This window comes from Anatilimnocola aquadivae, assembly GCF_049819085.1.
GTDB lineage: Bacteria > Planctomycetota > Planctomycetia > Pirellulales > Pirellulaceae > Anatilimnocola.
This window is the reverse complement of record NZ_CP187419.1, coordinates 5,456,750-5,480,556: the sequence shown is the minus strand read 5'-3', so window position 1 is coordinate 5,480,556 and position 23,807 is coordinate 5,456,750. Positions and strand designations below refer to the sequence as shown.

Here is a 23,807-nt window from a genome sequence, read left to right as displayed (position 1 = left end):
CAGGCTGAGGAAAACGCGGTGCAGTGCGGGCTTAGTTACCGCCGCTGCCGCCACTACCTGCAGACACGCTGTTATCGGTGGGCAAGCGCGGTGAGGGAATCGACTGCATCATGGCGCGGTTGACCGCGTCGAAGTATTCGCCGGAACCACCTTCGGGTTCGGTGTTCGTCAGCATCACAGGCGGCAGGTTGCCGTCGGGCATGACGCGCGAAATATACTTCTGCACCGATTCGACGCGAGCCCGAGTATCTTCAGGCGTCTCGCCGACGAGCACAAACACCGCGCGGCGATGAATGGGAGCCTGCGTAACCACCCACTTCACCTTCAGTTCACCGGCCCGATTCAGCTCTTGCGTTTCGGCGTTGAACAGATAGGTGCCGATGGTGTTCTGCATCTTCCAGCCATTGTTGACCTGGATGCAGAAGGGCTCACGCGTCACAGCGCGATCCGCAGACTGAAAGGGTTCTGGCCAGGCGTTGTTGCGGTGAAAATCGATCTTCACTCGTTGCCAGAAAGTCGGGGGCTCTCCGGCCGAGGCACCTGCAACAAAGAACGTGCTGCCGCCGGCAAGCAGAGCCACACCCAGCGAGCTGGCTAAGAACCATTGACGCATTGCAGCATCCTCCGTAACGGCAGGCCCGCGACAATCCGTAGGGCCTAGCAACTGATTCGCCTGGACAAATTCAAACGCAGCAGACAGTGGTTCAATCCGAACCTATGACTTGTCGCCAGTCCTCGAGTCGTGCGACGCTGGCACGGCGTGAGTCTGGCGCTTGGGGGTTTTTCTCCAAGATGTCATCGGCTTGGCATTCACCGAATGTCGACCCGGTCTGCAGGCAGCGTCAAAACCGGTGCGACCGTCACGCCGCACCGGAATAAACGTCAGACTTTACCAGGCGAAATGCTGTCATTCCGCTACGCAGCTGCGCCCGAGGGCTCGGGTTCGGTAGCGAGCCCTTCGATCACGTGCTGAAAGACTTGCTCGTCGCACAGCTGGCCGATCGAATCGATCACCACATCGGGGCGGTAAGCATAGCGCATCAGGTCCTCGCGCTTGGTCGAGCCGGTAAGGACCAGCACGGTGCGATAGCCCATCGAAACACCGCCGAGAATGTCGGTTTCCATCGTATCGCCAATCATGACCACACCATCCGTCGAGAGCCCCAGCTCTTTGCGAGCCGAGCGCATCATCACCGGGCTGGGTTTACCAACGCTAAACGCCTTGAGGCCGGTTGCCGCTTCCAGCATGGCGACAATGGCTCCACAGCCGGGTCGCAGGCCGTGCGCCGTCGGGCAGTTGGGATCAAGATTGGTTGCAATCAACTTGGAACCGCGCAGAATCATCCGCACGGCCGCTTCGACGGTTTCCATGTTGAACATGCGACCTTCGCCAACCACGACATAGTCGGGGTCGTCATCGACAATCGCGTAGCCATTTTTGTGCAACGCTTGCAGCAATCCACCTTCGCCAATCACAAACGCGGTTCCGCCTGGCTTTTGAGCCGCGAGAAAGCGGGCCGTCGCCATCGCGCAGGTGAAGATATGGCTTTCATCAACATGAATGCCCATCCGCGCGAGCTTGATGACGCCATCGCGCCGCGTCCGCTGGCTGTTGTTCGTTAAAAATGCGAAGGGGATCTGCTCATCGAGCAGTCTTTGAATAAAGCGGTTCGCTCCCTCGACGACTTGCTTGCCCTTGTAAATCACACCGTCCATGTCGATCAAAAAGCCAAACTGGCCCATGACAGGTTCCCTTAAGGAGAGGACGTGAAGAAAACAGACCGTCGCCCTCCCAACGCTTGGCAAGTCGCACAAACGTACGACCGCCGACTCGTCAGCCAGAGGCTGACTAGCGCGTGTGGATTACCGTCGGCAGCCGATCTCCGCACACAGTGCCGTAAGGGCACATGTCGCGGGAGGCAACTCCGTTCGAGTTGCTCGGAAGCTGACAGGCGAAACGGTGGGTAAGATCAAATTGTTCCGCTCAGAACCGGGGGAAGAAGCACTGCATCGCCGCCTGCAATTCCAGTTCGACGCAGTAGTTCAGAGCGGCCGTTGAGAAAGTTGAATCGCAAACGCTATGCCGATCGCTGGCCGCAAGTTGCCAACGACTCTTGAAATACGCGTGACGAAGGGGTGAATCCCGCGAAATGAGGCGGAAAGCCAAGTTCCGCCCGGCACGAATGCGGCATTTTGCGTTCGGGCCGCTGCCTATCTCTCAGGCAAGTTTGCCAGCGCATGTGGCAAAATGTGTGCAAACGGAATGTTACTTGCATTCGCAGGCTTACCCTGTTTGCCAAGTGGTTGGCAGGCGGCTTGGCGAATGAGCGCCAAGTGTTGCAGTCGGCTTATTCAGTGCCTTTTGCGAAAAAACTTGGCGATTCAGGGAAAACTCTTTCAATATCAAGCTCGACATTTCCGGCACGAACGGCGTAGAATCGTCGGTAGGGCAGGCGGGGGAATTTCGGCGCGGGGAATAGTGTCATGCGACGTACTTTGGTGCGGCGTTGGTTAAACGCGGCTTGGGCCGTAGCCCTTGTCCCAACTCTAGTGATTGCTAGCAGTTCCGCGCTCGTCCGGGCTGAGGAAATTCCCGTCGCCACAGCCGTCTCGCCCGCTGATATGTCGCGCTGGGTCCGCGAGCTCGATGCTGAGTCTTATGAAGCACGCGAAGCGGCCAGCAATCGGTTGATCGCTGCTGGCCCCGCCGCCATCGAACATCTGGCCCCTGCTGTGCTGAGTGAAAGTGCCGAAGTGGCCTGGCGTGCGAGCATCGCGCTGCAGCGAATCGCAGTTGCCGGCGACGAAGAAACCGTCAACCATGTTGCCGGCGCACTTGGCAAGCTGAGCGTCAAACGACCAGTGCTCGGCCAGGTCATTCGCGAAATCAAATCGCATCAACAAAGCTTCCGCCATTCGCGGGCAATTGCCAAAGTTCGATCTCTTGGTGGACAACTCTCGGGGCATTGGCAAGACCAGCCGTTTGAGAGTTCCCCCCCTCCGGCGGCCCTTGATGTCGCCGTGGCTGATGTGATTCCTGCGGTCGCTCTGGAGCCACTTCACCTGGAAGCCGCACCTCTGGATGTGATTCCAGTCGGCGATGCTGACGCAGTTCCGCCCGCTCCGCGCGGCCTGATTGGCGCGATCGCGCGCATTCTGGCCCCACCTGTCAAAGAACCGGCCGAACCGGCTGCCGATGCGGTCCCGTTGGAAGTTCGCCCGCTGGACGTCCGCGCGATTGAGCTGGCTCCCGAAATCAATCCAATCCCCGGTGATGTGCCTCCTGCCGCTCCCAAACTCGAGGAACCGCTGCCCATCGCGCCGCCCGCTCCGCCAGCCGACAAGTTGCCCGCCGATATCACCGCTCCGGAAGACTTGCCGAAATTTGAAGTACCGAAAGACGTCGAAGCGGCAGCGCCAATCGTTGAAGTTGTGGCGGATGAAATCATCCTCGATATCGAAGCGCCGATCATGATCGGTGGCGGCATGATTGGCCCCGCTGTCTTTGCCGGGGACTTCACCAGCGAAGACGAAGACTACGCCGAACTGGTGCTCAACCGCTCGTTCCACGGCACCGATGCCGATCTGGCTGAACTGCGAGATATCCCCGAGCTGTACACGCTGTCGATCGACGGCGCAAAGCTGACTGACAAAACGCTGCGGCACATCGCAGCCTTGCCTAAACTCACCACGCTCAATGTGCGCGGCACACCGTTCACTTCAGCGGCCTTGCGAGAGCTGCGCAAGCAACGTCCCAGCTTGTCGCTCGTTTGCCGCAGCAGCGCCATGCTGGGCATCAATGCGGGGCTCGAAGGACCGTGCATTCTGACCTCGGTCTTCTTCCGTTCGGGTGCACAGGAAGCTGGCCTGAAAGAGGGCGACGAGATCATCGAAGTCGAAGGCGAAAAAATCCGCGACTTCAGCGACCTAACCATCGCCGTCTATCCCCACCAGCCCGGCGATAAGCTAAGTGTGAAGTACCGCCGCGACGGTGAAGACAAATCGGTCGATGTGGTGCTGAAGCCCCGCGCGGGTGAATAAACCTGAAGCAGCAGGCGTTGCGGGTGACGTGATTTGTCTTGCGTCGGATTGTTGCTGGCGCGAGTGAGCGGCTATCTTAAGCATCACGTTTGTTGTGCTGCCTCTCACCTCAATCCTCTCCCTGTGCCTGCGCGGGTCACCACGCACCGCGGCCGGTGGAGTTACGTAAAGAAACGGCAACTTCATGCCACTCGCTCGTGTCGTTGCCGATACTCCGCTGAATCCGGTGATCGAAAGTTTGCTTGCCGGCAAGGTCGAGATTTTGCCCTGGTCGGTGGCGATGGCAGGAACGAGCGAGCCTGTCGCAGCGCTCTACACGTATGGTCATCCGCAGGTCGATGGCGCATTGCTCGATCGTTTGCCGGGATTGAAAGTAATCAGCAATTACGGCGTGGGAGTCGATCATATCTGCCTGCCTGATGCGGCCGCGCGAGGTATTCCCGTGGGCAACACGCCGGGCATCTTGGACGGTGCGACAGCCGACATGGGCTTTGCGCTGCTGTTAGCGACGGCTCGCCGCTTAGTGGAAGGTGATCGTTACGCGCGCTGCGGCGAATTCACCCGCTACGACCCGGGCTACATGCTCGGGCAGGAAGTGCATGGCCGCACGCTCGGCATCATCGGCATGGGACGTATCGGGCGGCAAGTTGCCAAGCGGGCTCGCGCTTTCGACATGCCCGTGCTCTATTACAACCGGCGACCGAACGCAGCCGTCGAGCAAGAGCTGCAAGCTCGCTATGTCTCGTGCGACGAACTGCTGCGGCAAGCCGACTACGTCATGCTTTGCTGCCCCCTCAGTGAGGAAACGCGCGGTCTCATCAATGAGGCTGCCCTCGCGAAAATGAAATCGACGGCCATCCTCGTGAATATTGCCCGTGGGCCGGTCGTCGATACGGATGCACTCACGGCGGCGCTGGCCTCCCGGCAAATCTATGCCGCCGGACTCGATGTCACCGACCCGGAACCCTTGCCCCGCAATCACCCGCTCCTCCAACTCGACAACGTGACGATTGCGCCGCACCTGGGCAGTGCCACCGAACAAACTCGGCGACAGATGGCCGAAATCTCGGTCGAGAATCTGCTGCGTGGCATCCAGGGCCAGCCTCTGTTGCATCAAGTGAAATAGCCTCTCCCTCCCGCAAAGAATTCATCATGAACCGACTTGCCCTCTTCGCGCTACTGTCCGTTCACGCTGCGGCATTCGCTGCCGATGTCAAACGGCCGAACGTGGTCTTCATCGCAATCGACGATCAAAACGATTGGGTCGGTGCCTTCGGCGGACACAAGCTGGCCAAGACGCCTCACATCGATCGGTTGGCGGACCGCGGCACGGCCTTTTTGAACGCCCACTGCCAGGCTCCGCTCTGCAATCCCTCGCGAACCAGCTTGATGCTGGGACTGCGACCGACCACGACGGGAATCTACGGCCTGTCTCCTTGGTTCCGCACGCTCGACGACTGGCAAGCGCGCGTGGCCTTGCCGCAACACTTCAAGGCGAGCGGCTATCGCACACTGACAGCAGGCAAGATCTATCACGGCGGCGCGGGTGGACCGCAGCAGCGAATGAAGGAGTTTGATGTCTGGGGGCCCAACGGCGGCATCGGCATCAAGCCCGAGAAGAAGCTGATCGGCCCGACGCCGATGGGCAACAATCCGCTCATGGATTGGGGCGTGTTTCCTCATCGCGATGAAGACAAAGGCGATTATCAGGTTGCCAGTTGGGCCGTCGAGCAGATTAAAGCAGCGCCCAAGGACGAACCGTTCTTTCTGGCCGCCGGTTTCTTTCTGCCGCACGTGCCTTGCTACGCCACGCAAAAGTGGTTCGATCTCTATCCCGACGACGACAGTGTGTTGCCGCTGATCAAGGCCGACGATCGCGCCGATACGCCGCGGTTCTCGTGGTACTTGCATTGGCATTTGCCGGAACCACGCTTGAAGTGGGTGCAAGAAAACAACCAATGGCGGAACCTCGTTCGCTCGTATCTGGCCAGCACCAGTTTTGTCGATGCCCAGGTCGGGCGCATTACAGCCGCCCTCGAAGAAGCAGGCCTGGCCGAGAACACCATCATCGTGCTCTGGGGCGATCATGGCTGGCATCTGGGCGAAAAAGGAATCACCGGCAAGAACACGCTCTGGGATCGCGGCACCAAGGTGCCGCTGCTGTTTGCTGGCCCTGGCGTGAAGGCCGGTGGTCGCTGCACCCAGCCCGCGGAACTGCTCGACATCTATCCCACGCTTGTCGACCTGTGCCATTTGCCACAAAGGACCGATCTGGAAGGCCTCAGTCTGCTGCCTCAGTTGAAAGATGCCGCGACCAAGCGCGAGCGGCCGGCGATCACGTCGCACAATCAGGGGAACCATGGCATTCGCAGCGAGCGGTGGCGCTACATTCGCTACGCCGATGGCAGTGAAGAGTTGTACGACCTGCAGAACGATCCGCACGAATGGACAAATCTGGTTGCGAACAAAGGGCACGAAAAAATCATTGCCGAGCACCGTCGTTGGCTCCCGAAGATCGATGTGCCACCTGCCCCGCGCAGTGCCAGTCGCGTGCTCACCTACGACAAAGCGACGGACGAAGCCATCTGGGAAGGAAAAGTCGTTAAGCGGGCCGATCCGATTCCCGAATGAGCCCGTTTGGCACGCCTACATTGGCTTCGCGGCGTCATTAATTGATGGCAGCGCAGCGACGAATTCTTTTGTGTCGGAAATTAACTGGCCGAGGGCTTCCCGAGTGAGTTGAAAGATTCCTTCGTGCATTAGGTCATTTCTCTTGCTTCGTGCCGCGTTCATAGCGTCGATCAAGCGTTTTTCAGGAAGAGCCCCGTGGGAGATGCAAAGAGGTAGACCGATATTTAGTGCCCAAGAATAAGTCATCTCCTTTCGATTGTGATCCAGCTTGGTTTTGCTAACACCTCGTTGAATGCACTCAGCCCGTACCGCGCGAGCCGTCGCCATTTCGGCGGCGATCACAACTTGGAGAAAGGCGAATTCGTATTCACCATATTCCCAACTGCTATAAGCTTCTCCGATCAATCGATCAATGTCAGACACTTGAGTCGAGCCATTTGCGATCTGGCGAAACCGATCGCTTTGGGAAGCATCTAACATGGGGTTATTCCGAGATATTCTTGCGCCATTTAGGGCGAGGATCGCTCCACTTGGTGGTCCATTGCCGGAAATCAATATGTATGCAGATGGGGTCGTTCCCCATGAAATTGTTCGCGAAATTGGCGAGAAAGCGACACGACAAGTCCGCACTGCAAGAATAAGAGAATTAATACATTCAAACATCGTCTGCAAGCAAGAGCTGATCGATGATTCAAGTGCGTGCTCGGTCGAATTACCGCGAATTGTGAATCGCATTGCAGCGACTGTCTTCAATTGCTCTTCCGAAGCAACCTCCATTTGCTCTTCATTCTTGCCGACCCTAATTTTGCCGTGCCATTGCCGCGTGCGCGGCACTATCGCGTGATAAGGTTCATTGTTGGAGACAAAATGAAATCGAGATATTCGATTGGAGAGACAGACTCTGTGCAGCATTCCTTTTGCATCGGCGGCATCGACCGTCGCCTCACTTTTTCCGTCGATACAAGGCAGTAGATCAGGTAACTCGACAGCTATTTCTAGGGTCCATTCGTCATTTAAGGGCTGCACCTCATTGAAGATACCTGCTACGTCTTCTGCCTTCGTCATGCCTTCAGCGCAAAAGCACAGCGCAACATGTGATCGAAATTGATGTGGCGTTGAAAGTAAATCTGTGAACGCCGAAAATCCATCAAGCGGAATGACTTCAGATAGCTCAAGCTCTACATAGACAACAGGGTCCATAACGGTCCTCTCCGCCCTACTTTGCTGCATTGTATTTATCTAGTTGCGATCAAGAAATGCTTAGAGCCATCCAGGAGATGGATGGCTCAAAGCTCGAATCAATCTGCCGCTCTCCCACTGAGGTACGAGCCCATCAATCAAAGTGGACTCGACCGGATTCGAACCGGCGACGCGCAGGTTGAGGGTGCCCGAAGGCTTGGCTTGTAATAATGATCATACATATACAAGCTACGATTGCAAGGATCCGTGCGTATTTGCGATCAAACGCCGGCTGTCACCGCGATTCCGCGTGCTCACCTACGACAAAGCGACGGACGAAGCCATCTGGGAAGGAAAAGTCATCAAGCGAGCCGATCCAATTCCCGAATGAGCCCGTTTGGCCGCTGTCAACGTCATTGCCCGAAGTCAGCTGGCGGAGAATAATGTCGCAGCCAGATTACACTCCAGCTGAGCAAAGGATTGAACATGCCCAAGTTGACCGTCGAAGGCGTTGGCGAATTTGAAGTCCCTCAGGGCAAACGATTAGTCCTGGCACTCACACAGGACGCGGGCATCGACCAGTTGCACGCCTGCGGCGGCAATGCCCGTTGCACCACCTGCAAAGTCGAGTTCATCAGCGGTGAGCCGAGCAAAATCACGGCTGCCGAACAGAACGTACTAACAGCCAAGGGCCTAAGTGGCGTTCGCCTCAGTTGCCAACTCGACTGCGATCAAGACATGGCCGTGCGGGCCATCAGTCGCTTCGCCGGCAGCGGCCGCAAAGACTCCGGCGGCCTCCCCGCCGAAACCATTCAGCCTCCCCCCGAGTGGATTGCCAAGACGACCTAAGCCTGTGGTGCTTTCGGGAGTGACGACGTGCGACTTTTTAGCTTAGCTACCATTACCTTGTTGTATTGCTGCGTGGCCGCTGCACTTGGTGACGAACGCGTTGTGTTTTACAGAGAATTCAATGGTCATACGTCCTCAGTGGATGACCTCTCCTTCGATCCCAAATCGGAAGTGATTGTGTCTGGTGGAGCAGACGGAATGCGTCTGTGGTCAATCCGTGACGGGAAGGAGTTGGCGTTTCGGGGATTTAATACTTATCGCGCGCATTTTTTGGACGATAACCGTGTGTTTATTGCTGACACGAGTGAGGGATTGATTTTTTGGGATCGACGTAGCAAAAGCTCGGAGCGCATTGTCTCGCGAACTTCGAGTCGAGTTGTCGCAGACATTTCGCCATCCGCAACGATCGCTGTCGCCTCATTTTGTGTGAAACCCTCGGCCGCGGCGGAGCGACCGTCAGCGTATGACATTGAGGTGTGGAAACGAGACCCGGACTGGCAGCAAACCTTTGTTTTGCAGGGGCATCGGGGGCCGGTTTTGAGCTTGAAGATCCACCCCAGCGAGTCGAGTCTCTTGTCGCAGGCTGCGGACGGGACCTATCGAGCGTGGAATTTGAAAGACGGAACGCAGATTGCCATGAATGGCGAAGTAGTCGACCGGCAGGGCCAACTTAATAACTGGTTTTCAGAAGCGCGCAGTGGACTCGCGTTTGGAACGGACGGGAAGATTGCGCTATGCAGCTCAGGACTGTATCAGTTTCCAGAGTTTGAAAAGGCTGGAATACTCAACGATGACAGGAAGAATCGCGCCTGCGCAGTTACTACGTCACATGATGGAGCGTGGTTTGCAACTGGCCATAGTGATGGCACCGTAGCGATTTGGGATTCAGTGACTCAGAAGCAATTAGCGTCGTTTAAGGCAATGAAAAACGGCAGTGCAGTGCATGCCGTGTGCTTTTCACCGGACGATTCTATCCTGGCGACTGCTGGTTATGGAATGGTTCCGGGATTTCGGGCACTTCGAGAGAAGATTATCCCAAAGGATACGACTGTGCGTTTGTGGCGACTCAGCTCCCTGAAGGGCAACTAGTATCGACACGATTCCTCGGCTGGGGTGGCAATGTTGAGATCTCGGTTTTCCTCCGAGTAGTCATCTCGCTCCGTCGAGATGAATGCACCGCGAAGCGGCAAAGCATCATCTTGCGGAGCAAGATGACTACGGTGCAAAGCGTAGCAGCGCGCCCGGCGAAGATCTCTGCCACTCTCGCTTTAGCAACGCAAAAACGAACTCGCTGCCCCACGCTCCCTTGTACCAGATGTTCTCGACGAAGTGCGCCGGGTGCCACTGGCTTTTGCCAGTGCTCTGAAATGCCGATTGATTTGGCTAGTTTCAGGTCGGTTCAAGGGCTATTTTACCAGAGGGTGACACTGCCAATGATTCGTTGATTCGAGTTGACGATGACCGAACCTCACCGCAAACGGTTGCAGCGATATCACGAACCAGGAGACGTTCACGAGCTCACCTTCTCTTGTTATCGAAGAATGCAGCTCCTCACGAACAACGCATGGCGAGTGAAGCTGGCTCGGGCTATTGATGCTGCCTGCGAAGAGATTGGTTGCTTCCTCGCGGCCTTTGTGTTCATGCCCGAGCATGTGCATTTGCTGACGTGGGGCTTTGAGATATAACCGAAAGTCGTGGACGTTGAGTGATTGAAAGAGGCGGTGTGCTTGGCGAGAAAGTGTTTTGCAAAAGAACCTTTTTCACCAAGGAGCACACCACCATGCAGGAAGTTAACGGATCGACGATTGCGTTGCCAGGGTCTCGGGAATCGCTGCACGAGATTCTTCGGCAAGGAGCACAGCAGATGCTCGCGCAGGCCATTGAAGCCGAGGTTGCGGAATGGATCGACCAGCACGCACACGTGACTGATGAGCGGGGCCGTCGTCAGGTCGTTCGGAATGGGCACTTGCCGGAGCGGAAGATCGTCACGGGGGTGGGCGAAGTGGCCATCGAGCAGCCACGCGTGCATGATCGGCGCGAGGCTGGCGACGGCGAACGATTTCACTCGAAGCTGCTGCCGCCGTATCTGCGGAAGACCAAGAGCATTGAGGAGTTGATTCCGTATCTGTACCTCAAGGGGATCAGCACGGGCGACTTCCACGACGCGCTCGCGGCGATCGTCGGGCCGGAGTGTCCGGGGCTCTCGGCAACGACCGTCACGCGGCTGAAGAGCGTTTGGGAACAGGAGTATCGCGAGTGGTCCGCGCGTTCCCTCACGGGGAAGGAATACGTCTACGTCTGGGCCGATGGCATTCACACGAACATTCGTCTGGAAGAGGATCGGCAGTGCATTCTGGTGCTGATGGGAGCCACCAAAGACGGCAAAAAAGAGCTGATCGCCATGACGGACGGCCATCGCGAGAGCGCTCAATCGTGGCGAGAACTGCTGCTCGATGTGCAGCGCCGCGGCCTGGCCGTGGCGCCCAAGTTAGCGATTGGCGATGGTGCCCTCGGCTTCTGGAAAGCGCTCGCCGAGATCTTTCCCGCCACGAAAGTGCAACGCTGCTGGGTACACAAGACTGCCAATGTTCTCGATAAGCTACCGAAGAACAAGCAACCGAAAGCGAAAGACATGCTGCATCAAATCTGGATGGCCGACACGCGCGAAGCGGCCGGCAAAGCGTTCGACGCCTTCGTGGCCGACTATCAAGCCAAATATCCACAGGCCACGGAATGCCTGGCCAAGGACCGCGACGTGCTGCTCACGTTCTACGACTTTCCTGCGGAGCATTGGCGGCACCTGCGAACTACGAACCCAATCGAGTCGACGTTCGCCACCATTCGCCTGCGGCATCGTCGCACCAAAGGCAACGGCAGTCGCATCGCCTCGCTGACCATGATGTTCAAGCTCGCTGAAAGCGCCGCGCGCGGCTGGCGACTACTCAACGGCGCTCAACTCCTCCCCGATGTCATCCGCGGAGTCGTCTTCCAAGACGGCCTACCCCTCGACCAAGCCGCCGCCTAATTCAATTCCACCATCCACAACTATTGACAATATCTCTGGGGCTTTCGTACGGAAGAAGAAGTCAGTTCCTTTCTCGCTCGCGTGAAACAACCCGTCTCCCGCGAGATTCACTCGGATCTGGTTCCAGGCAACAGCTCACTATTAAAACGATTGACGGTCAAAGAACGACCGGGTAAGTCCTGCTTTCGCTTCTGGCAAGAAGGTGGAGGGTACGATCGGAATCTACATACCGTGGCAGCTGTTCAGGCGTCAATCGACTACACTCACCGCAATCCTGTCACTCGCGAACTCTGCAAGCTCAATCGCGACTGGCGATGGTCGAGTGCCCGCTACTACGAAAGTGATGGCCAAGAGGCTGATCCGCTCCTGCCCCGCATCACGCCGCTGCCCAACGACTTCTGGTCCACCGGATAGAAGCTCCCTACCGATTTAGCCCGTACGTAGTCGGCCGGTATCATTGCTGCCGCCTACTGGCAAAATGGCACTTGGGCCGTGATCTGAGTGGATGAATCCTACGACACATCAGGCACTGGCAGAGCCAGTGGCACCCCAAAATGACAATGCCGGCCTGGCGATCGCCCTGGGTACGACTGAGAGGAGTCGTGTCGGTCAAAGGGTGTCACAAGGAATTATTGTTACGATGTGTTGACTTAATGTCAATGACATTTTAAGGTTTGTGGGGGCCAGGGGCCAGGGGCCAGGGGCCAGAGGCCAGAGGCCAGAGGCCAGAGGCCAGAGGCCAGGGGCCAGGGGCGAGAGGCCTGGATGTCTGCCGCCACGAGGAGCAAACGGGATAGTCACCCACCCGTTTAGGGCCTGTTCAGGTTGAGGTTTGAACAGGGGCGAGAATGGTTATCAAACGGTTATCGGAAAACGGATGATTTGGGTTCGTTTTGTTGCGCAAATGCATATTGGGAAACAGGTTATGGCGAATAGTTGATCTCGATTAATCGCGCAAAAAGTTATCAAAGGCGGTGCTGGGTAGAGCTGAAGAGGGACTGTTCAGCAGGGACGAGGGCCAGGGACCAGGGACCAGGGACCAGAGGCGAGAGGCCTGGAGGTCTGCCACCACAAGGAGAAGAAAGTAGGATTAAACCACCCGTTTAGGGCCTGTTCAGGCCGCGGTGTGAGCAGGGGACAGAATGGTTATCAAGCGGTTATCAGAAAACGGGTGATTTGGGGGCGGATGTAGTCGCAACTGTTTGATCGAAAACAGGTTAGGGCGAAGCGATAACTTGGGTTTTTCGCACAAAAGGTTATCAAAGGCGAGGCTCCGAAGGGTTGAGTTGGGACTGTTCAGCAGAGAGGAGCGACGCTGGAGGGAAGTTCGTCAGACCTGGAGGTCTGCCGCCACGAAGAGAAGAGAAAGGAAGTGTAAATCACCCGTTTAGGGCCTGTTCAGGCTGCGGTTTGAACAGGGGCGAGAATGGTTATCAAACGGTTATCGGAAAACGGGTGATTTGGGGGAGGATGTAGTCGCAACTGTTTGATCGAAAACAGGTTAGGGCGAAGCGATAACTTTGATTTTTCGCACAAAAAGTTATCAAAGGCGAGGCTCCGAAGAGTTGAGTTAGGACTGTTCAGCATCGCGGTAGGGGAAGGGAGAAGGGCAGACCAGGAGGTTTGCCGCCACGTTTACTGCGACCGATAGGTGGGCGGAATCATCGTTGTCGCAGCGGCGACTTTTTCGCTGGCGACGGTGGTGTCAGCTGGGTCGCGAGATTGCCGCCGCAGATAGATGCCCTGGAACATCATGTTGCAGGTCATCAGGACGGCGACTTCCAAGGGTGCCCAAGTGGGAGTGAAGGCGAAGAGGACGGCCATGAGGAACAGGGCACCGCCAATGATGTAGTACATGCCTGCTTCCGCGGCGTGAGCCAGAAAACTGAGCGCTGCCGCCACGGCCCAGAGCGAGTAGATCATCAGCCTGAGTTGGGGCTGGTCACTTGGAATCGCGATGAGCACCACTGCCAGAATCACGCCCATCGAAAGAATGTGTGCCACCCAGGTCGTCAGAAAGTGCCGGCGTTGCCAGGTGGGAATGAGCCGGAGCGACGGATAGCCGAGTCCAATCAGCAGCGGCAGGAGCGTAAACATCATGATCGACGTGGTCGCAATCATGCCCGTGGCGTAGTACGGCTTGTCGGCGAGAAACCAGTAAGCAATGAAGTGCAGGGTGATGGGGACTGGACTGAAGCAGAGCATCCGCGTGGCGAAGCCGCGAATGCGTTCATCGAAACCATGATGGGTGATCGAGCGGGCGACCTGGTCGAGAATGGTCAGCGATTGCGCTTGGATCGGTTCGCCACGTAAGAAGGCTTGCAGGTCGGCAGCAAGGGCAGCAGCCGTTGCATACCGCTGATGAGGTTTCTTTTCCAGACACTTCAGGCAGATTACTTCCAAGTCGCGCGGGATCTTGGGTTGGGTCACGCGTGGCGGCAGTGGCTCTTGCTCGCGTACTTGCTGGATGGTTTGAATCACCGAGTCGCCTTTGAAGGGACGCTTACCGGTGAGCAGTTCGTAAAGGATGACTCCCAGGGCGTAGATATCGGTCGCGGGACCAATCTCGGCCGAGTTGCCCGCTGCCTGTTCCGGAGCCATGTACGTAGGGGAGCCGATGATTGCGCCGGTCATGGTGTGGGCATGATTGGCCTCGGCATGTTTGGCGAGTCCGAAGTCGGCGATCTTGGGAGTACCGTCGGAATGAATGAGCACGTTGCCCGGCTTCAAGTCGCGATGCACGACTCCCTTGTCGTGAGCGTGCTGAACCCCGCGCGCAAGGGCGAGCGACAGTTCCGCGGCGCGACGAGGCGGAACCGGCAAGCCATCGAGCTGCTGCGCCAGCGTGCCGCCGCTGACATATTCCAACGTCAGATAGGGCCGCCCCTGTTGCTCGCCGATCTCAAAAATCTGGGCAATGTTGGGATGTGCCAGCCGCGCGACAGCTTCGGCCTCACTGCGAAAGCGGGCACGTTCCTGCACACTGGCATTCGCGCCGGCAAGGATCATCTTGATCGCCACCGGACGATTGAGCCCCAGCTGACGGGCCTTGTAAACGATTCCCATGCCGCCCTGGCCGATGAGTCCTTCCACTTCGTAGCCATCGAGCTTGGGCAGAATGGGTGCGGTCTTCGCTGCGGAGATCGGTGGTGCTTCAGCGGGCAAATCGAGGGCGGCCAGCATTTGCCGTCGCCGGGCGATCCGCTCGCGCAGTTCGGCATGCAGAGCCGGTTGTTCCGGGCAAAGTTGTTCGGCCGAGAGATCGTTCCCGGCCGCACGCTGTTCTTCCCAGGCCACGAGCGCATTGAGAATGGGGTCGCTGCTACTCTGCGCAGCAGAATCGTGGCCGGGCACTTTGCCGTCTGCTGCGATGGTGTGATCGAGGGGGAGGTTCACGTTAGAGCCTCGCGATTTGCGTCAGGTCGCCAGCCAATTGTTCCGTGGCGGCCACCCAAAGATAACTCACTTTGCGCGGATGAAGTTCCAGAATTCGAGCAATCTCTGCTTGAGGCAGTCCCAGGTAGTAGTGCATTTCGAAGATCGTCCGTTCGGCTTCGGCCAGCTTGCCAACCTTGTTGTGAAACTCGGTCCACACGGCCAGCTTGGCACCGTCGAGCGATTGGTCTGCTGGTTCCATTCGGCTGGCGAGCGAATCATTGCCGGGAGCCAAGGTTTCTAGCTGATGTTCGCTTCGTCGCTGGCTGGCGACGATGTCGAGCAGCACCTGCCGAATTTTATGCGCGGCCAGGCGAAAGAAATCGGCTACGGTGGGCGGATCGGCCTTTTCCATCGCTTGAATCAGACGGAACCAGGTCTCATGCACGATACTGTCGACATCGTGCTGACGTTGAACTTGGGGAAACGAGCCGGAGAGAATCTTGCCGGCCAGGCGTCGCAAGCGGCCGCAGGCCTGTTCCAAAAACTCGCGACGAGCCTGCTGATCGCCGGCCCGCAAACGGTCGAGCAGCAGTTGCAGTTCCACGGTTGCCGCGGGATCCATGCGAAAACGCCTGTCGCAAAGCCTGTGTCGCACCAGGGTTACGAATAACCGCGAATCTTTTCGCGGATTCCGTGTCTGAAAAGGGAGCGGCGACTGCTCAGCTATGTAGGGAGACTCTGCGAGGGCTCGCAAAGTTCACCCGGAATGAGCTTATTAGGAGTTGCCGCTGGCTGCAACTGTCTGCTGCCGAGGCCTCACCATGACGACCAAACGAACTGCGAAACTTACGATGGTTACGAAAGCATTTTTGGCTGGCACTGTCCTGTTAGCCTTGGGCGGCACCACTGCCGGCCTGTGGTATCAGTTTTTTCCTCACCAAAACGAGCTGAAACTGCCCGGTACGGTCGAGTCGCAAGAAGTGCGGCTTAGCTCGCGCGTCGGTGGCCGGGTGATCAAGACCTTTGTCGACGATGGCGATGTGCTCGAAGCAGGAGCCAAGGTCGTTGAACTAGAAATGCCCGAGCTCGACTCTCAGCACGCGCAACTGCAAGCTCAGCTGGCCGCTGCCGAAGCCATTCTCACCAGGCTCGAGAAGGGGCCGCGCAAAGAAGAAATCGCTGCTTCGCAGGCCGCCAAAGAAGCAGCCGAAGCTCGCCTCGCGCGCATGAAGAAGGGGTTCCGTCAGGAAGAGACCGAACAGGTCAACGCCGACCTGGAGGCCGCGAAGGCGGAACTGGAGAACGCCCGGACCGATATGATTCGCGAAAAAGGGCTGCTCGATAAGGCCGCAACCAGCCGTGGAACGTACGATGCGGCCGTTGCCCGGTACGGTCGCTTGCACGGTCAAGTGAACTCGCTCGCGGCCAAGTTGCGGATGTACGAGAGCGGCTATCGTGAAGAAGAGATCGCCGAATCGGTTGCTGAACTAGCCAGGCTGCAAGCCAATCTCGATTTGCTTCACGCAGGAACTCGCGTGGAAGAAATCGACGAAGCGAAAGCGACCGTGCAAAACCTGCGAGCCAAGATCGACGAACTCGACGTGATGCGTCGCGAACGCATCGTCTATGCTCCCGAAAAGTGTGTCGTACAAACCCTGGCCGTTCGTCCAGGCGACATCGCCGCGCCGAATCGGCCCATCGCTCTCGTGCTGCGAGCTGATGACTTGTGGGTGAAGGCCTACGTCTCGGAAGTCGATCTGGGCCGGATCAAGGTCGGCCAGAAAGTGGCCGTAACCATCGACACGTTCCCCGACAAACGCTTCGAAGGTGAAGTGATCTACATTGCTCCCGAAAGCGAGTTCACGCCGCGCAATGTGCAGACCATCGACGAACGACGTCACCAGGTTTTTGCCGTGAAGGTGCGCGTGGCCGATCCTCAAGGGGTCTTCAAGTCGGGCATGGCGGCAGATGTGTGGTTGGCGAAGTGAACCCTGATTGGTTGTTTCAAATCCCCTTGGCTAGAGCGTCGCGATCTTTAGGAATGCTATGTCGATCTCCACCACACCTGTCATTGACGTCCGCGGCGTCACGCTGCGGTTCGGCAAGTTCACCGCCGTCGATCAGGTCGACTTGCAAGTGTACGGCGGCGAGGTCTTCGGGCTATTAGGACCGAATGGCTCGGGAAAAACGACGCTCATCCGCGCTCTCTGCGGACTGCTGCCGCTGGCCGAAGGAAGCGCGACCGTGCTGGGCCGCGATGTGGTCAAAGAGGCCGACGACGTCCGGCAATCGATCGGCTACATGTCGCAAAAGTTCTCGCTCTACGCCGATCTCACCACTCAAGAGAACATGGACTTTTACAGCGGCATCTACGGCCTGCGCAAAAACGACGCCAAGCTGCGGCAAAAGGAACTGGTTGAACTGACCGGACTGGGACCGTATCTGGATCGCTGGGCCGGGCGACTCTCGGGCGGTTGGAAGCAACGCCTGGCACTTGTCTGCGCACTGCTGCATCGCCCGCAGTTGGTGTTTCTCGATGAGCCCACCGCTGGCGTCGATCCCGTGGCGCGTCGCGAACTGTGGGACTTGCTGTTTCAACTGGCCGCGCAAGGCATCACGCTGCTCGTCACCACGCACTACATGGACGAGGCCGAACGCTGCGGCCGCGTCGGTTACTTGCATCTTTCCAAACTGCTGGTGGTCGGATTGCCGACGGAACTGAAGCAACTGCCGGAAGTAACTCCCGCTGGCTTCAAGCGAGTCGAGATCGTGGCCCCCGATATTGCGGCGCTGCTGCACAGTTTGAAGGCGAGGCCGACTGTCAAAGAGGCGACCATCTTTGGCCAATCGGTACACGCGCTCGTCGATCAGCGTGACGATTTGCAGGATCTGATCGGCCAGAATGTTTCGATCATCGATGCCGGTGCCAATTTGGAAGATGTGTTTGTGACCATCGCGCGCAATCGCACGCTGGAACTAGCGCAAGCGAGTTGAACTTCTTTGTCGGTGAACCCAATCTTGCCTAGCTCCAGCGCTGACGCGTCGGGCTACTTGGAAGCACGGAAATGTTTATGACTGGCGACACCTTCCTGCGGACGTTCTCGATTGGCCGCAAGGAAATGCTGCATATCTTGCGAGATCCGCAGACGCTGTTCTTCACGCTCTTTGTTCCCGTGATGGAACTCTTCATGCTGGGTTATGCCATCGATACCAACGTGCGGAATGTCCGCACCGTGGTCGTCGATCACGCCGGCACGCAAGAAAGCCGTCAGCTGTTGCAGCAGTTCGAAAATAGCTCTTCGTTCAAGATCATTCACAAAGCCTACACCGACCGGGAAGCCAGCCAAATGATTGTGGCGGGCAGGGCGCGGGTGGGGATTGTGATTCCTCAGGACTATACGCGCAAACTGGAAGCGGGGCAAACGGCCCAGGTGCTGGTGCTCATCGACGGCACCGAATCGAGCATTGCCGGCGAAGCGGTGAATGTAAGCAACGCGATTGCATTGCGGGAATCGTTGGCGATGCGGCTCGGCGAAGACCCACTGCCGGTCGAAGCACGCCCGCGACTGCTGTTCAATCCCGATATGCGCTCGGCGAACTTCTTCATCCCCGGCTTGATGGTGGTGATGTGCCAGATGATGTCGACCGTTCTCTCGGCGAACGCCATTGTGCGCGAGAAAGAACTCGGCACGCTCGAGCAGTTGTACATGACTCCCGTACGCCGCAGCGAACTGATTCTCGGCAAGATGGCCCCGTACATCATCCTCACGATCTTCGAGTTCTGCTTTATCGCCCTGCTGATGCGAGTGATCTTTCGCGTACCGGTGCAAGGCTACTTCATCACGCTGGTGATGATTACGTTCCCGTTCGTACTGACGAACCTGGGCGCTGGCCTCTGGATCTCGACCAAGGCGGCGACTCGTGAAGCTGCTGGGCAAGTGGCGATGGGAACCTTCCTCCCCTCGATCTTTCTCTCGGGGTACGTATTTCCGATCGACTCGATGCCCTGGCCGCTGCAGTGGTTTTCGCAACTGATTCCCACCACGTGGATGATCGATGCTTCCCGCAGTGTGATCTTGCGGGGTGGCGGCTGGCAAGAGCTTTGGCAGCACGCCGTCGTCCTCTGGGTGATGGCCATCGCCGCCCTCGTCGTCGGCTCGCTCAACATGCAGAAGCGGCTGTAGCGGGAATCTTGCACGGAGGCATTTGACAAAGAATCACGCTCCAGAGATGATCCGACTTGTCACGGCTCGCTCCCTTGCGAGGATATTCCTATCATGAAATTGACGGTGCGAGAACTTTTTCTGCTGACAATGATCGTCGCGTTAGTTCTGGGATGGTGGCTGGACCGCACACGGATTCAAAGCGAACATCGGCGCATCATTCGCGTGGTTCCACGTGATTTTCTGGAAGCCATCGAACTGGCCGGCGGTCCGGGGAACCCTACTTCGTACCGCCTGATTGGTTGCGAGGATGACTTAAATGGGCAATACGTCGTACACATGGGGTACAGAAATCTCCACGGCCGGGGCGGCGGATCTTATACCTACATTCAGAAAATCGACGGCCAGTTGAAAGGACCCATCCTCACCAAACAATATGATGTGCCGCCGTCCTAGGAGACGGTGCTGCAGTCTACTTTTCCGCCGGATGATTCTTCGCGTACGCGCGCAATTTCTCGCGCAGTTCGCCCACGAGTTTCTCGTGCTGGGGATTGCCAGCCAAGTTGGTGCTCTCGCGTGGGTCGGCGGTCATGTCGTACAGTTGCTCACCGGCTTTGCCATCGTTCCAACTAGTGAATCGCCAGCGAGGTGTGCGCACGCTGTAGCCCAGACGGCACTGCGTGTAGGCCTCGTCCTTCACGGTTTTCGCGGGATCGTTGAGGACCGGCTTCAGGCTCTTGCCGTCGAGATATTCGGGGGCCTTCAAGCCACACAGATCGGCGACGGTCGGATAGATGTCAACCAGCTCCGACAAGGCAGCTGAGCTCTTTCCCTTCGCAGCCGCTTGCGGATCGACAATCACCAGCGGCACGCGGGCGGAGTTCTCGAACAGGCTCATCTTTTGCCACAGTCCGTGCTCGTACATGTGGTAACCGTGATCGCTGGTGAAGACGATCACCGTGTTCTCGGCCAAGCCCAACTTCTTCAGCCCCTCGACGACGCGTCCCACTTGAGCGTCCATGTAGGCAATCGAGGCGTGATAAGCCTGGATGGCTTCGCGGCGCAAGTTGTCGTCCATGGTCTCCTGCTCCTTCTTCGCACTGGCAAAGGCAGCGACTGGAGTACGCGATTTGTCGTCAGCCGAAAGTTGCGGCAGTTTGATCTCGCTGGCCGGATTGGCATCGAAGTATTTTTTCGGAGCAACATACGGTGTGTGCGGCCGATAAAAACCGACAGCCAGGAAGAACGGCTTGTCCTTGTATTCTTCCAGCAGGCTGACGGCGGCCGTTGCTACGAGCCCATCGGTCTGTTCCAGGTCGGTCCCTTCGCTCGAGTGCCAACTGAGCGTGCCGCCATAGCTGCCGGGTGTGAGCGTAAAAATCTTGTTCTCTTCGGCTTTATCGCGGCCCGCGGGATTTACAACGAAGGCCCACGAATCTTTGTCATCGAGTCCGCTCGTACCGATCTGCCCGGGCACGCCGTAGTGATACAGCTTGCCGATGCGCGCGACCTGGTAGCCGTTCTGCTTAAATAGCTGCGGCATCGTCACCGTCTCGGGAATCGCATCGCGAATATGGGGCGACAACTGGGTGTAGTCGGTCGAGAAGCGACCAGCCCGCGGATTGGTGAGGACCTTGGTGACGTTCGGCCGTCGGCCGGTTAGGAACGAAGAACGGCTGGGGCTGCAGAGCGGATACTGGCAATATGTGTTTTCAAACCGCGTCCCTGCCGCAGCCAGCGCGTCGATGTTCGGCGTCTTCACCCGTTGGTCGCCGTAGCACTGCAGGTCGCAATTCAGATCGTCGGCCACGATGAAGAGTACATTCTTCGGCCTGCTTTGAGCGGAAGCAACCTCGGCCGAACAGAGCGTCGTGGCAATGACACCCAGCAACAAATAGCGCAGCGACCACATGAGAGAACTCCAGAGAGGATGACGGAACATCGGGCCCGCGATGGCGGCATGATACCCGCGAGGTGGACCAAAGAGAATCATCCGTGGCGCTGCAAAGTAACGAGAACTAATCCTTCGGCTGATCGTTCTCGTGGTGTACGGCCGTGTGCGACGCCGCTTCTTGCCACGCATCCCAGCCGGCTTTAATGAAGCCTACGATCAAAAAACCCCCGAAGCCGCCGAGCGCTCCAAACGCGAACGCAGCAACGCCGATGGTGAACACATCGAGCTTAGGGTTGAGCAGCATGGCCGTCCACACGCCGCCGATCGCCGCACCCAGCAGGAAACCGCCAAGGGCACTCAGCAGCGGTAGCCAGCCCAGCGAATGCTGCTGCCCCAGCTTGGAGACCGGCGCGAAGTGATCTTCTCGCAGCGTCGTGTGGGAGTGCTCGGGATGGTTGGCCGCAGTTGCTTGGCCCGTGCGGAGCCGAGTGCCTATCACATTGCCGGCAATATGAGCCGCAATCGTAAGGAGCAGAAAGGCTAGCGCTGCAATGGTAATCGGCGAGAACCACTGCGACAGCGCCAGCAGCACCGCCACACAAGTGACTCCCAGCAACATCGCTCGCAATCCGAACTGCGGCGGGCCAAGGGGTGCTGGGGCGTGAGGCGTAGTTGGCATGCGAAGGGATTGGTCGAATCAACTGCGAAGTTCGGCGTAGCAGCGGTGCGTATATTATAAGGGCAACGGCCAGTGCACGTCGGTCGCCTCGTACTGTTGAGATCTCTCCATGGTTCGCATTTTGCTGCTAATTTTTCTCTTCCTCTCCTTAGCGAGTAGCACGGCCCTCGCGCAGCGACAGCAGGAACAACTTGATCGGGGGCTGGTCGCCATTCGTCAGGCAGACGACAGCGTATTCCTCAGCTGGCGATTATTGAGTAGCGATCGTGCCAGCGTGACGTTTCATGTGGAGAAGCAAACCGGCGATGAGAAATTCCAGCGTCTTACTGACCAGCCGCTAAGCGACGTGACTTGGTTTATCGATCGCGCGGCCGATCATGCCAGCCAACTGGCTTACCGCATCGTGCCCATTCTAGATACCGGCGAACAACCTGCCAGCAAGCCTTTAGAGTTGGCAGCGAAATCTTCACCGCGAAACTACTTGTCCATTCCGCTGCAAACACCGGCCGGCTATCGACCGAACGACGCGTCGGTTGGTGACCTCGACGGCGATGGCCAGTACGAGATCGTGCTGCATCAAGTTGCCCGCTCGCGCGATAATTCGCAGGCGGGCGAAACCGATCCGCCAATCCTCGAAGCCTACACGCTTGCCGGCAAATTGCTCTGGCGGATCAACCTGGGCCGCAACATTCGCGAAGGAGCCCACTACACGCAGTTCATGGTGTTCGACCTGGATGGCGACAGCCGCGCCGAAGTTGCTTGCAAAACGGCCGATGGAACCGTGGATGGCAAGGGAACGGTAATTGGCAATGCCCAGGCCGATCATCGCAACGACAAAGGTTACATCCTGCAAGGACCGGAGTTTCTCACCATCTTCGACGGCCTGACCGGCGCGGCTCTCGCCACTACCGACTATCTGCCCGGCCGAGGTGACGTTGCCGCCTGGGGAGACGACTATGGCAATCGTGTCGATCGTTTTCTTGCCGGCGTCGCCTATCTCGATGGCCAGCGTCCCAGCCTGGTGATGTGCCGCGGCTATTACACGCGGGCGGCAATCGTCGCCTGGGACTGGCGCGATGGCAAGCTAACCGAGCGCTGGACCTTTGATACTGACGCCGGCGATGCGGATGAGCGACGAGCCAAGCGGACCTATCGCGGGCAGGGAGATCACTCCTTGAGCGTGGCCGATGTCGATGGTGATGGCCGCGACGAGGTCGTCTATGGCGCTTGTACAATCGACGACAATGGCAAAGGTCTCTACTCGAACGGCCTTGGTCACGGCGATGCCCTACACGTCAGCGATCTAGATCCCACTCGTCCCGGGCTCGAGGTGTTCAACATTCATGAGCGGCCGAAGACGCAGCACGGAGTTTCGTTTCGCGATGCCCAGACCGGCGAGATTTTGTGGAGCAAGCCCGCGACTGATGTGCCGCGCGGAATCGCCCTCGATATCGATCCAAGGCATCCTGGCAGCGAATGCTGGGCGATTGGCGAAGGGTTGAAAGGCCTGTGGAACGCTAAGGGAGAAGCGATTTCCGAACGTCGGCCCCGCTCGTGCAACTTTGGCATCTGGTGGGACGGCGATCCTCAGCGGGAACTGCTCGACCGTAACACCGTAAACAAATGGAACTGGGAGCGCGGCGACGAGAGCCGCCTGTTGAACGCCGCGGGTTGCACTTCGGTGAACGGCTCGAAGTCGAACCCGTCCCTTGTAGCCGATTTGTTCGGGGACTGGCGCGAAGAGGTGATTTGGCCCACCACCGATGGCCGCGAACTGCGCATTTACACTACCAACGTTCCCACGAAATTTCGTCACACCACGCTGATGCACGACTCACAATATCGCGCCGCCATCGCCTGGCAAAACGTGGGGTACAACCAACCTCCACACCCGAGTTTTTCACTCGCGGAAAAGTTGAAGCCCTAAGGTAGTCCTCTCGCTCCGCCGAGAGGATCTTCGCCTTGCCC

Annotated in this window: 21 protein-coding genes; 14 read left to right on the top strand and 7 right to left on the bottom strand. The window is 57.9% G+C overall.

The window, feature by feature from the left end:
• Nucleotides 1-31: 31 nt before the first annotated feature.
• Both NA78x_RS21565 and NA78x_RS21560 read right to left on the bottom strand, forming a co-directional pair.
• Nucleotides 32-613 (bottom strand): hypothetical protein, encoded by a 582-nt coding sequence (locus tag NA78x_RS21565; RefSeq protein ID WP_425614448.1) that lies wholly within the window; start codon nt 611-613, stop codon nt 32-34.
• Between the two features lie 302 nt (nt 614-915).
• Nucleotides 916-1,743 (bottom strand): HAD-IIA family hydrolase, encoded by an 828-nt coding sequence (locus NA78x_RS21560; RefSeq protein ID WP_425614447.1) that lies wholly within the window; start codon nt 1,741-1,743, stop codon nt 916-918.
• Between the two features lie 741 nt (nt 1,744-2,484).
• On the opposite strand from NA78x_RS21560, the gene NA78x_RS21555 reads away from it, so the two are divergent.
• The 3 genes from NA78x_RS21555 (at nt 2,485) to NA78x_RS21545 (ending at nt 6,672) form a co-directional block, all read left to right on the top strand.
• Nucleotides 2,485-4,041: a PDZ domain-containing protein gene (locus NA78x_RS21555; protein ID WP_425614446.1), complete on the top strand. Its 1,557-nt coding sequence runs from the start codon at nt 2,485-2,487 to the stop codon at nt 4,039-4,041.
• Nucleotides 4,042-4,225: 184 nt separating this feature from the next.
• On the top strand, nt 4,226-5,167 hold the full coding sequence (locus NA78x_RS21550) for a 2-hydroxyacid dehydrogenase (RefSeq protein WP_425614445.1): 942 nt from the start codon (nt 4,226-4,228) through the stop codon (nt 5,165-5,167).
• Between the two features lie 26 nt (nt 5,168-5,193).
• Complete coding sequence (locus tag NA78x_RS21545; protein ID WP_425614444.1) at nt 5,194-6,672, top strand: sulfatase; 1,479 nt, start codon at nt 5,194-5,196, stop codon at nt 6,670-6,672.
• 15 nt (nt 6,673-6,687) lie between these two features.
• Here the strand turns inward: NA78x_RS21545 and NA78x_RS21540 are convergent, their stop codons facing one another.
• A complete protein-coding gene (locus NA78x_RS21540; protein WP_425614443.1) occupies nt 6,688-7,872 on the bottom strand; it encodes a hypothetical protein in 1,185 nt (394 codons plus the stop codon).
• Between the two features lie 196 nt (nt 7,873-8,068).
• On the opposite strand from NA78x_RS21540, the gene NA78x_RS21535 reads away from it, so the two are divergent.
• From NA78x_RS21535 to NA78x_RS21510, 6 genes are all read left to right on the top strand, one after another.
• On the top strand, nt 8,069-8,242 hold the full coding sequence (locus NA78x_RS21535; RefSeq protein ID WP_425614442.1) for a hypothetical protein: 174 nt from the start codon (nt 8,069-8,071) through the stop codon (nt 8,240-8,242).
• A 95-nt stretch (nt 8,243-8,337) separates the two neighbouring features.
• Nucleotides 8,338-8,700: a 2Fe-2S iron-sulfur cluster-binding protein gene (locus tag NA78x_RS21530; RefSeq protein WP_425614441.1), complete on the top strand. Its 363-nt coding sequence runs from the start codon at nt 8,338-8,340 to the stop codon at nt 8,698-8,700.
• 27 nt (nt 8,701-8,727) lie between these two features.
• A complete protein-coding gene (locus NA78x_RS21525) occupies nt 8,728-9,789 on the top strand; it encodes a WD40 repeat domain-containing protein (RefSeq protein WP_425614440.1) in 1,062 nt (353 codons plus the stop codon).
• A gap of 368 nt (nt 9,790-10,157) precedes the next feature.
• A complete protein-coding gene (locus NA78x_RS21520; RefSeq protein WP_425614439.1) occupies nt 10,158-10,385 on the top strand; it encodes a transposase in 228 nt (75 codons plus the stop codon).
• A gap of 95 nt (nt 10,386-10,480) precedes the next feature.
• The gene (locus NA78x_RS21515) at nt 10,481-11,725 is read left to right on the top strand and encodes an IS256 family transposase (protein ID WP_425613880.1); all 1,245 of its coding nucleotides are present in this window, start codon (nt 10,481-10,483) and stop codon (nt 11,723-11,725) included.
• Between the two features lie 231 nt (nt 11,726-11,956).
• Nucleotides 11,957-12,139, top strand: coding sequence for a hypothetical protein (locus NA78x_RS21510; RefSeq protein ID WP_425614438.1), 183 nt, complete (start codon nt 11,957-11,959; stop codon nt 12,137-12,139).
• A gap of 1,221 nt (nt 12,140-13,360) precedes the next feature.
• Here the strand turns inward: NA78x_RS21510 and NA78x_RS21505 are convergent.
• Nucleotides 13,361-15,121 carry a serine/threonine-protein kinase gene (locus tag NA78x_RS21505; RefSeq protein WP_425614437.1) on the bottom strand — a complete coding sequence of 587 codons (1,761 nt, stop codon included), beginning with the start codon at nt 15,119-15,121 and terminating at the stop codon, nt 13,361-13,363.
• A gap of 1 nt (nt 15,122) precedes the next feature.
• Nucleotides 15,123-15,725, bottom strand: a complete 603-nt coding sequence (locus tag NA78x_RS21500; RefSeq protein ID WP_425614436.1) for an RNA polymerase sigma factor — start codon at nt 15,723-15,725, stop codon at nt 15,123-15,125.
• A gap of 199 nt (nt 15,726-15,924) precedes the next feature.
• On the opposite strand from NA78x_RS21500, the gene NA78x_RS21495 reads away from it, so the two are divergent.
• From NA78x_RS21495 to NA78x_RS21480, 4 genes are all read left to right on the top strand, one after another.
• Nucleotides 15,925-17,091, top strand: coding sequence for an HlyD family secretion protein (locus NA78x_RS21495; protein ID WP_425614435.1), 1,167 nt, complete (start codon nt 15,925-15,927; stop codon nt 17,089-17,091).
• 58 nt (nt 17,092-17,149) lie between these two features.
• Nucleotides 17,150-18,097: an ABC transporter ATP-binding protein gene (locus NA78x_RS21490; RefSeq protein ID WP_425614434.1), complete on the top strand. Its 948-nt coding sequence runs from the start codon at nt 17,150-17,152 to the stop codon at nt 18,095-18,097.
• A 77-nt stretch (nt 18,098-18,174) separates the two neighbouring features.
• A complete protein-coding gene (locus NA78x_RS21485) occupies nt 18,175-19,287 on the top strand; it encodes an ABC transporter permease (RefSeq protein ID WP_425614433.1) in 1,113 nt (370 codons plus the stop codon).
• Between the two features lie 93 nt (nt 19,288-19,380).
• The gene (locus NA78x_RS21480) at nt 19,381-19,722 is read left to right on the top strand and encodes a hypothetical protein (RefSeq protein WP_425614432.1); all 342 of its coding nucleotides are present in this window, start codon (nt 19,381-19,383) and stop codon (nt 19,720-19,722) included.
• 16 nt (nt 19,723-19,738) lie between these two features.
• On the opposite strand, the gene NA78x_RS21475 is transcribed toward NA78x_RS21480, so the two are convergent.
• A complete protein-coding gene (locus tag NA78x_RS21475; protein WP_425614431.1) occupies nt 19,739-21,178 on the bottom strand; it encodes a sulfatase in 1,440 nt (479 codons plus the stop codon).
• A 106-nt stretch (nt 21,179-21,284) separates the two neighbouring features.
• On the bottom strand, nt 21,285-21,839 hold the full coding sequence (locus NA78x_RS21470) for a hypothetical protein (RefSeq protein WP_425614430.1): 555 nt from the start codon (nt 21,837-21,839) through the stop codon (nt 21,285-21,287).
• A gap of 109 nt (nt 21,840-21,948) precedes the next feature.
• Here NA78x_RS21470 and NA78x_RS21465 point away from each other — a divergent pair, with 109 nt between their 5' ends.
• On the top strand, nt 21,949-23,766 hold the full coding sequence (locus tag NA78x_RS21465; protein WP_425614429.1) for a rhamnogalacturonan lyase: 1,818 nt from the start codon (nt 21,949-21,951) through the stop codon (nt 23,764-23,766).
• Nucleotides 23,767-23,807 lie beyond the last annotated feature (41 nt).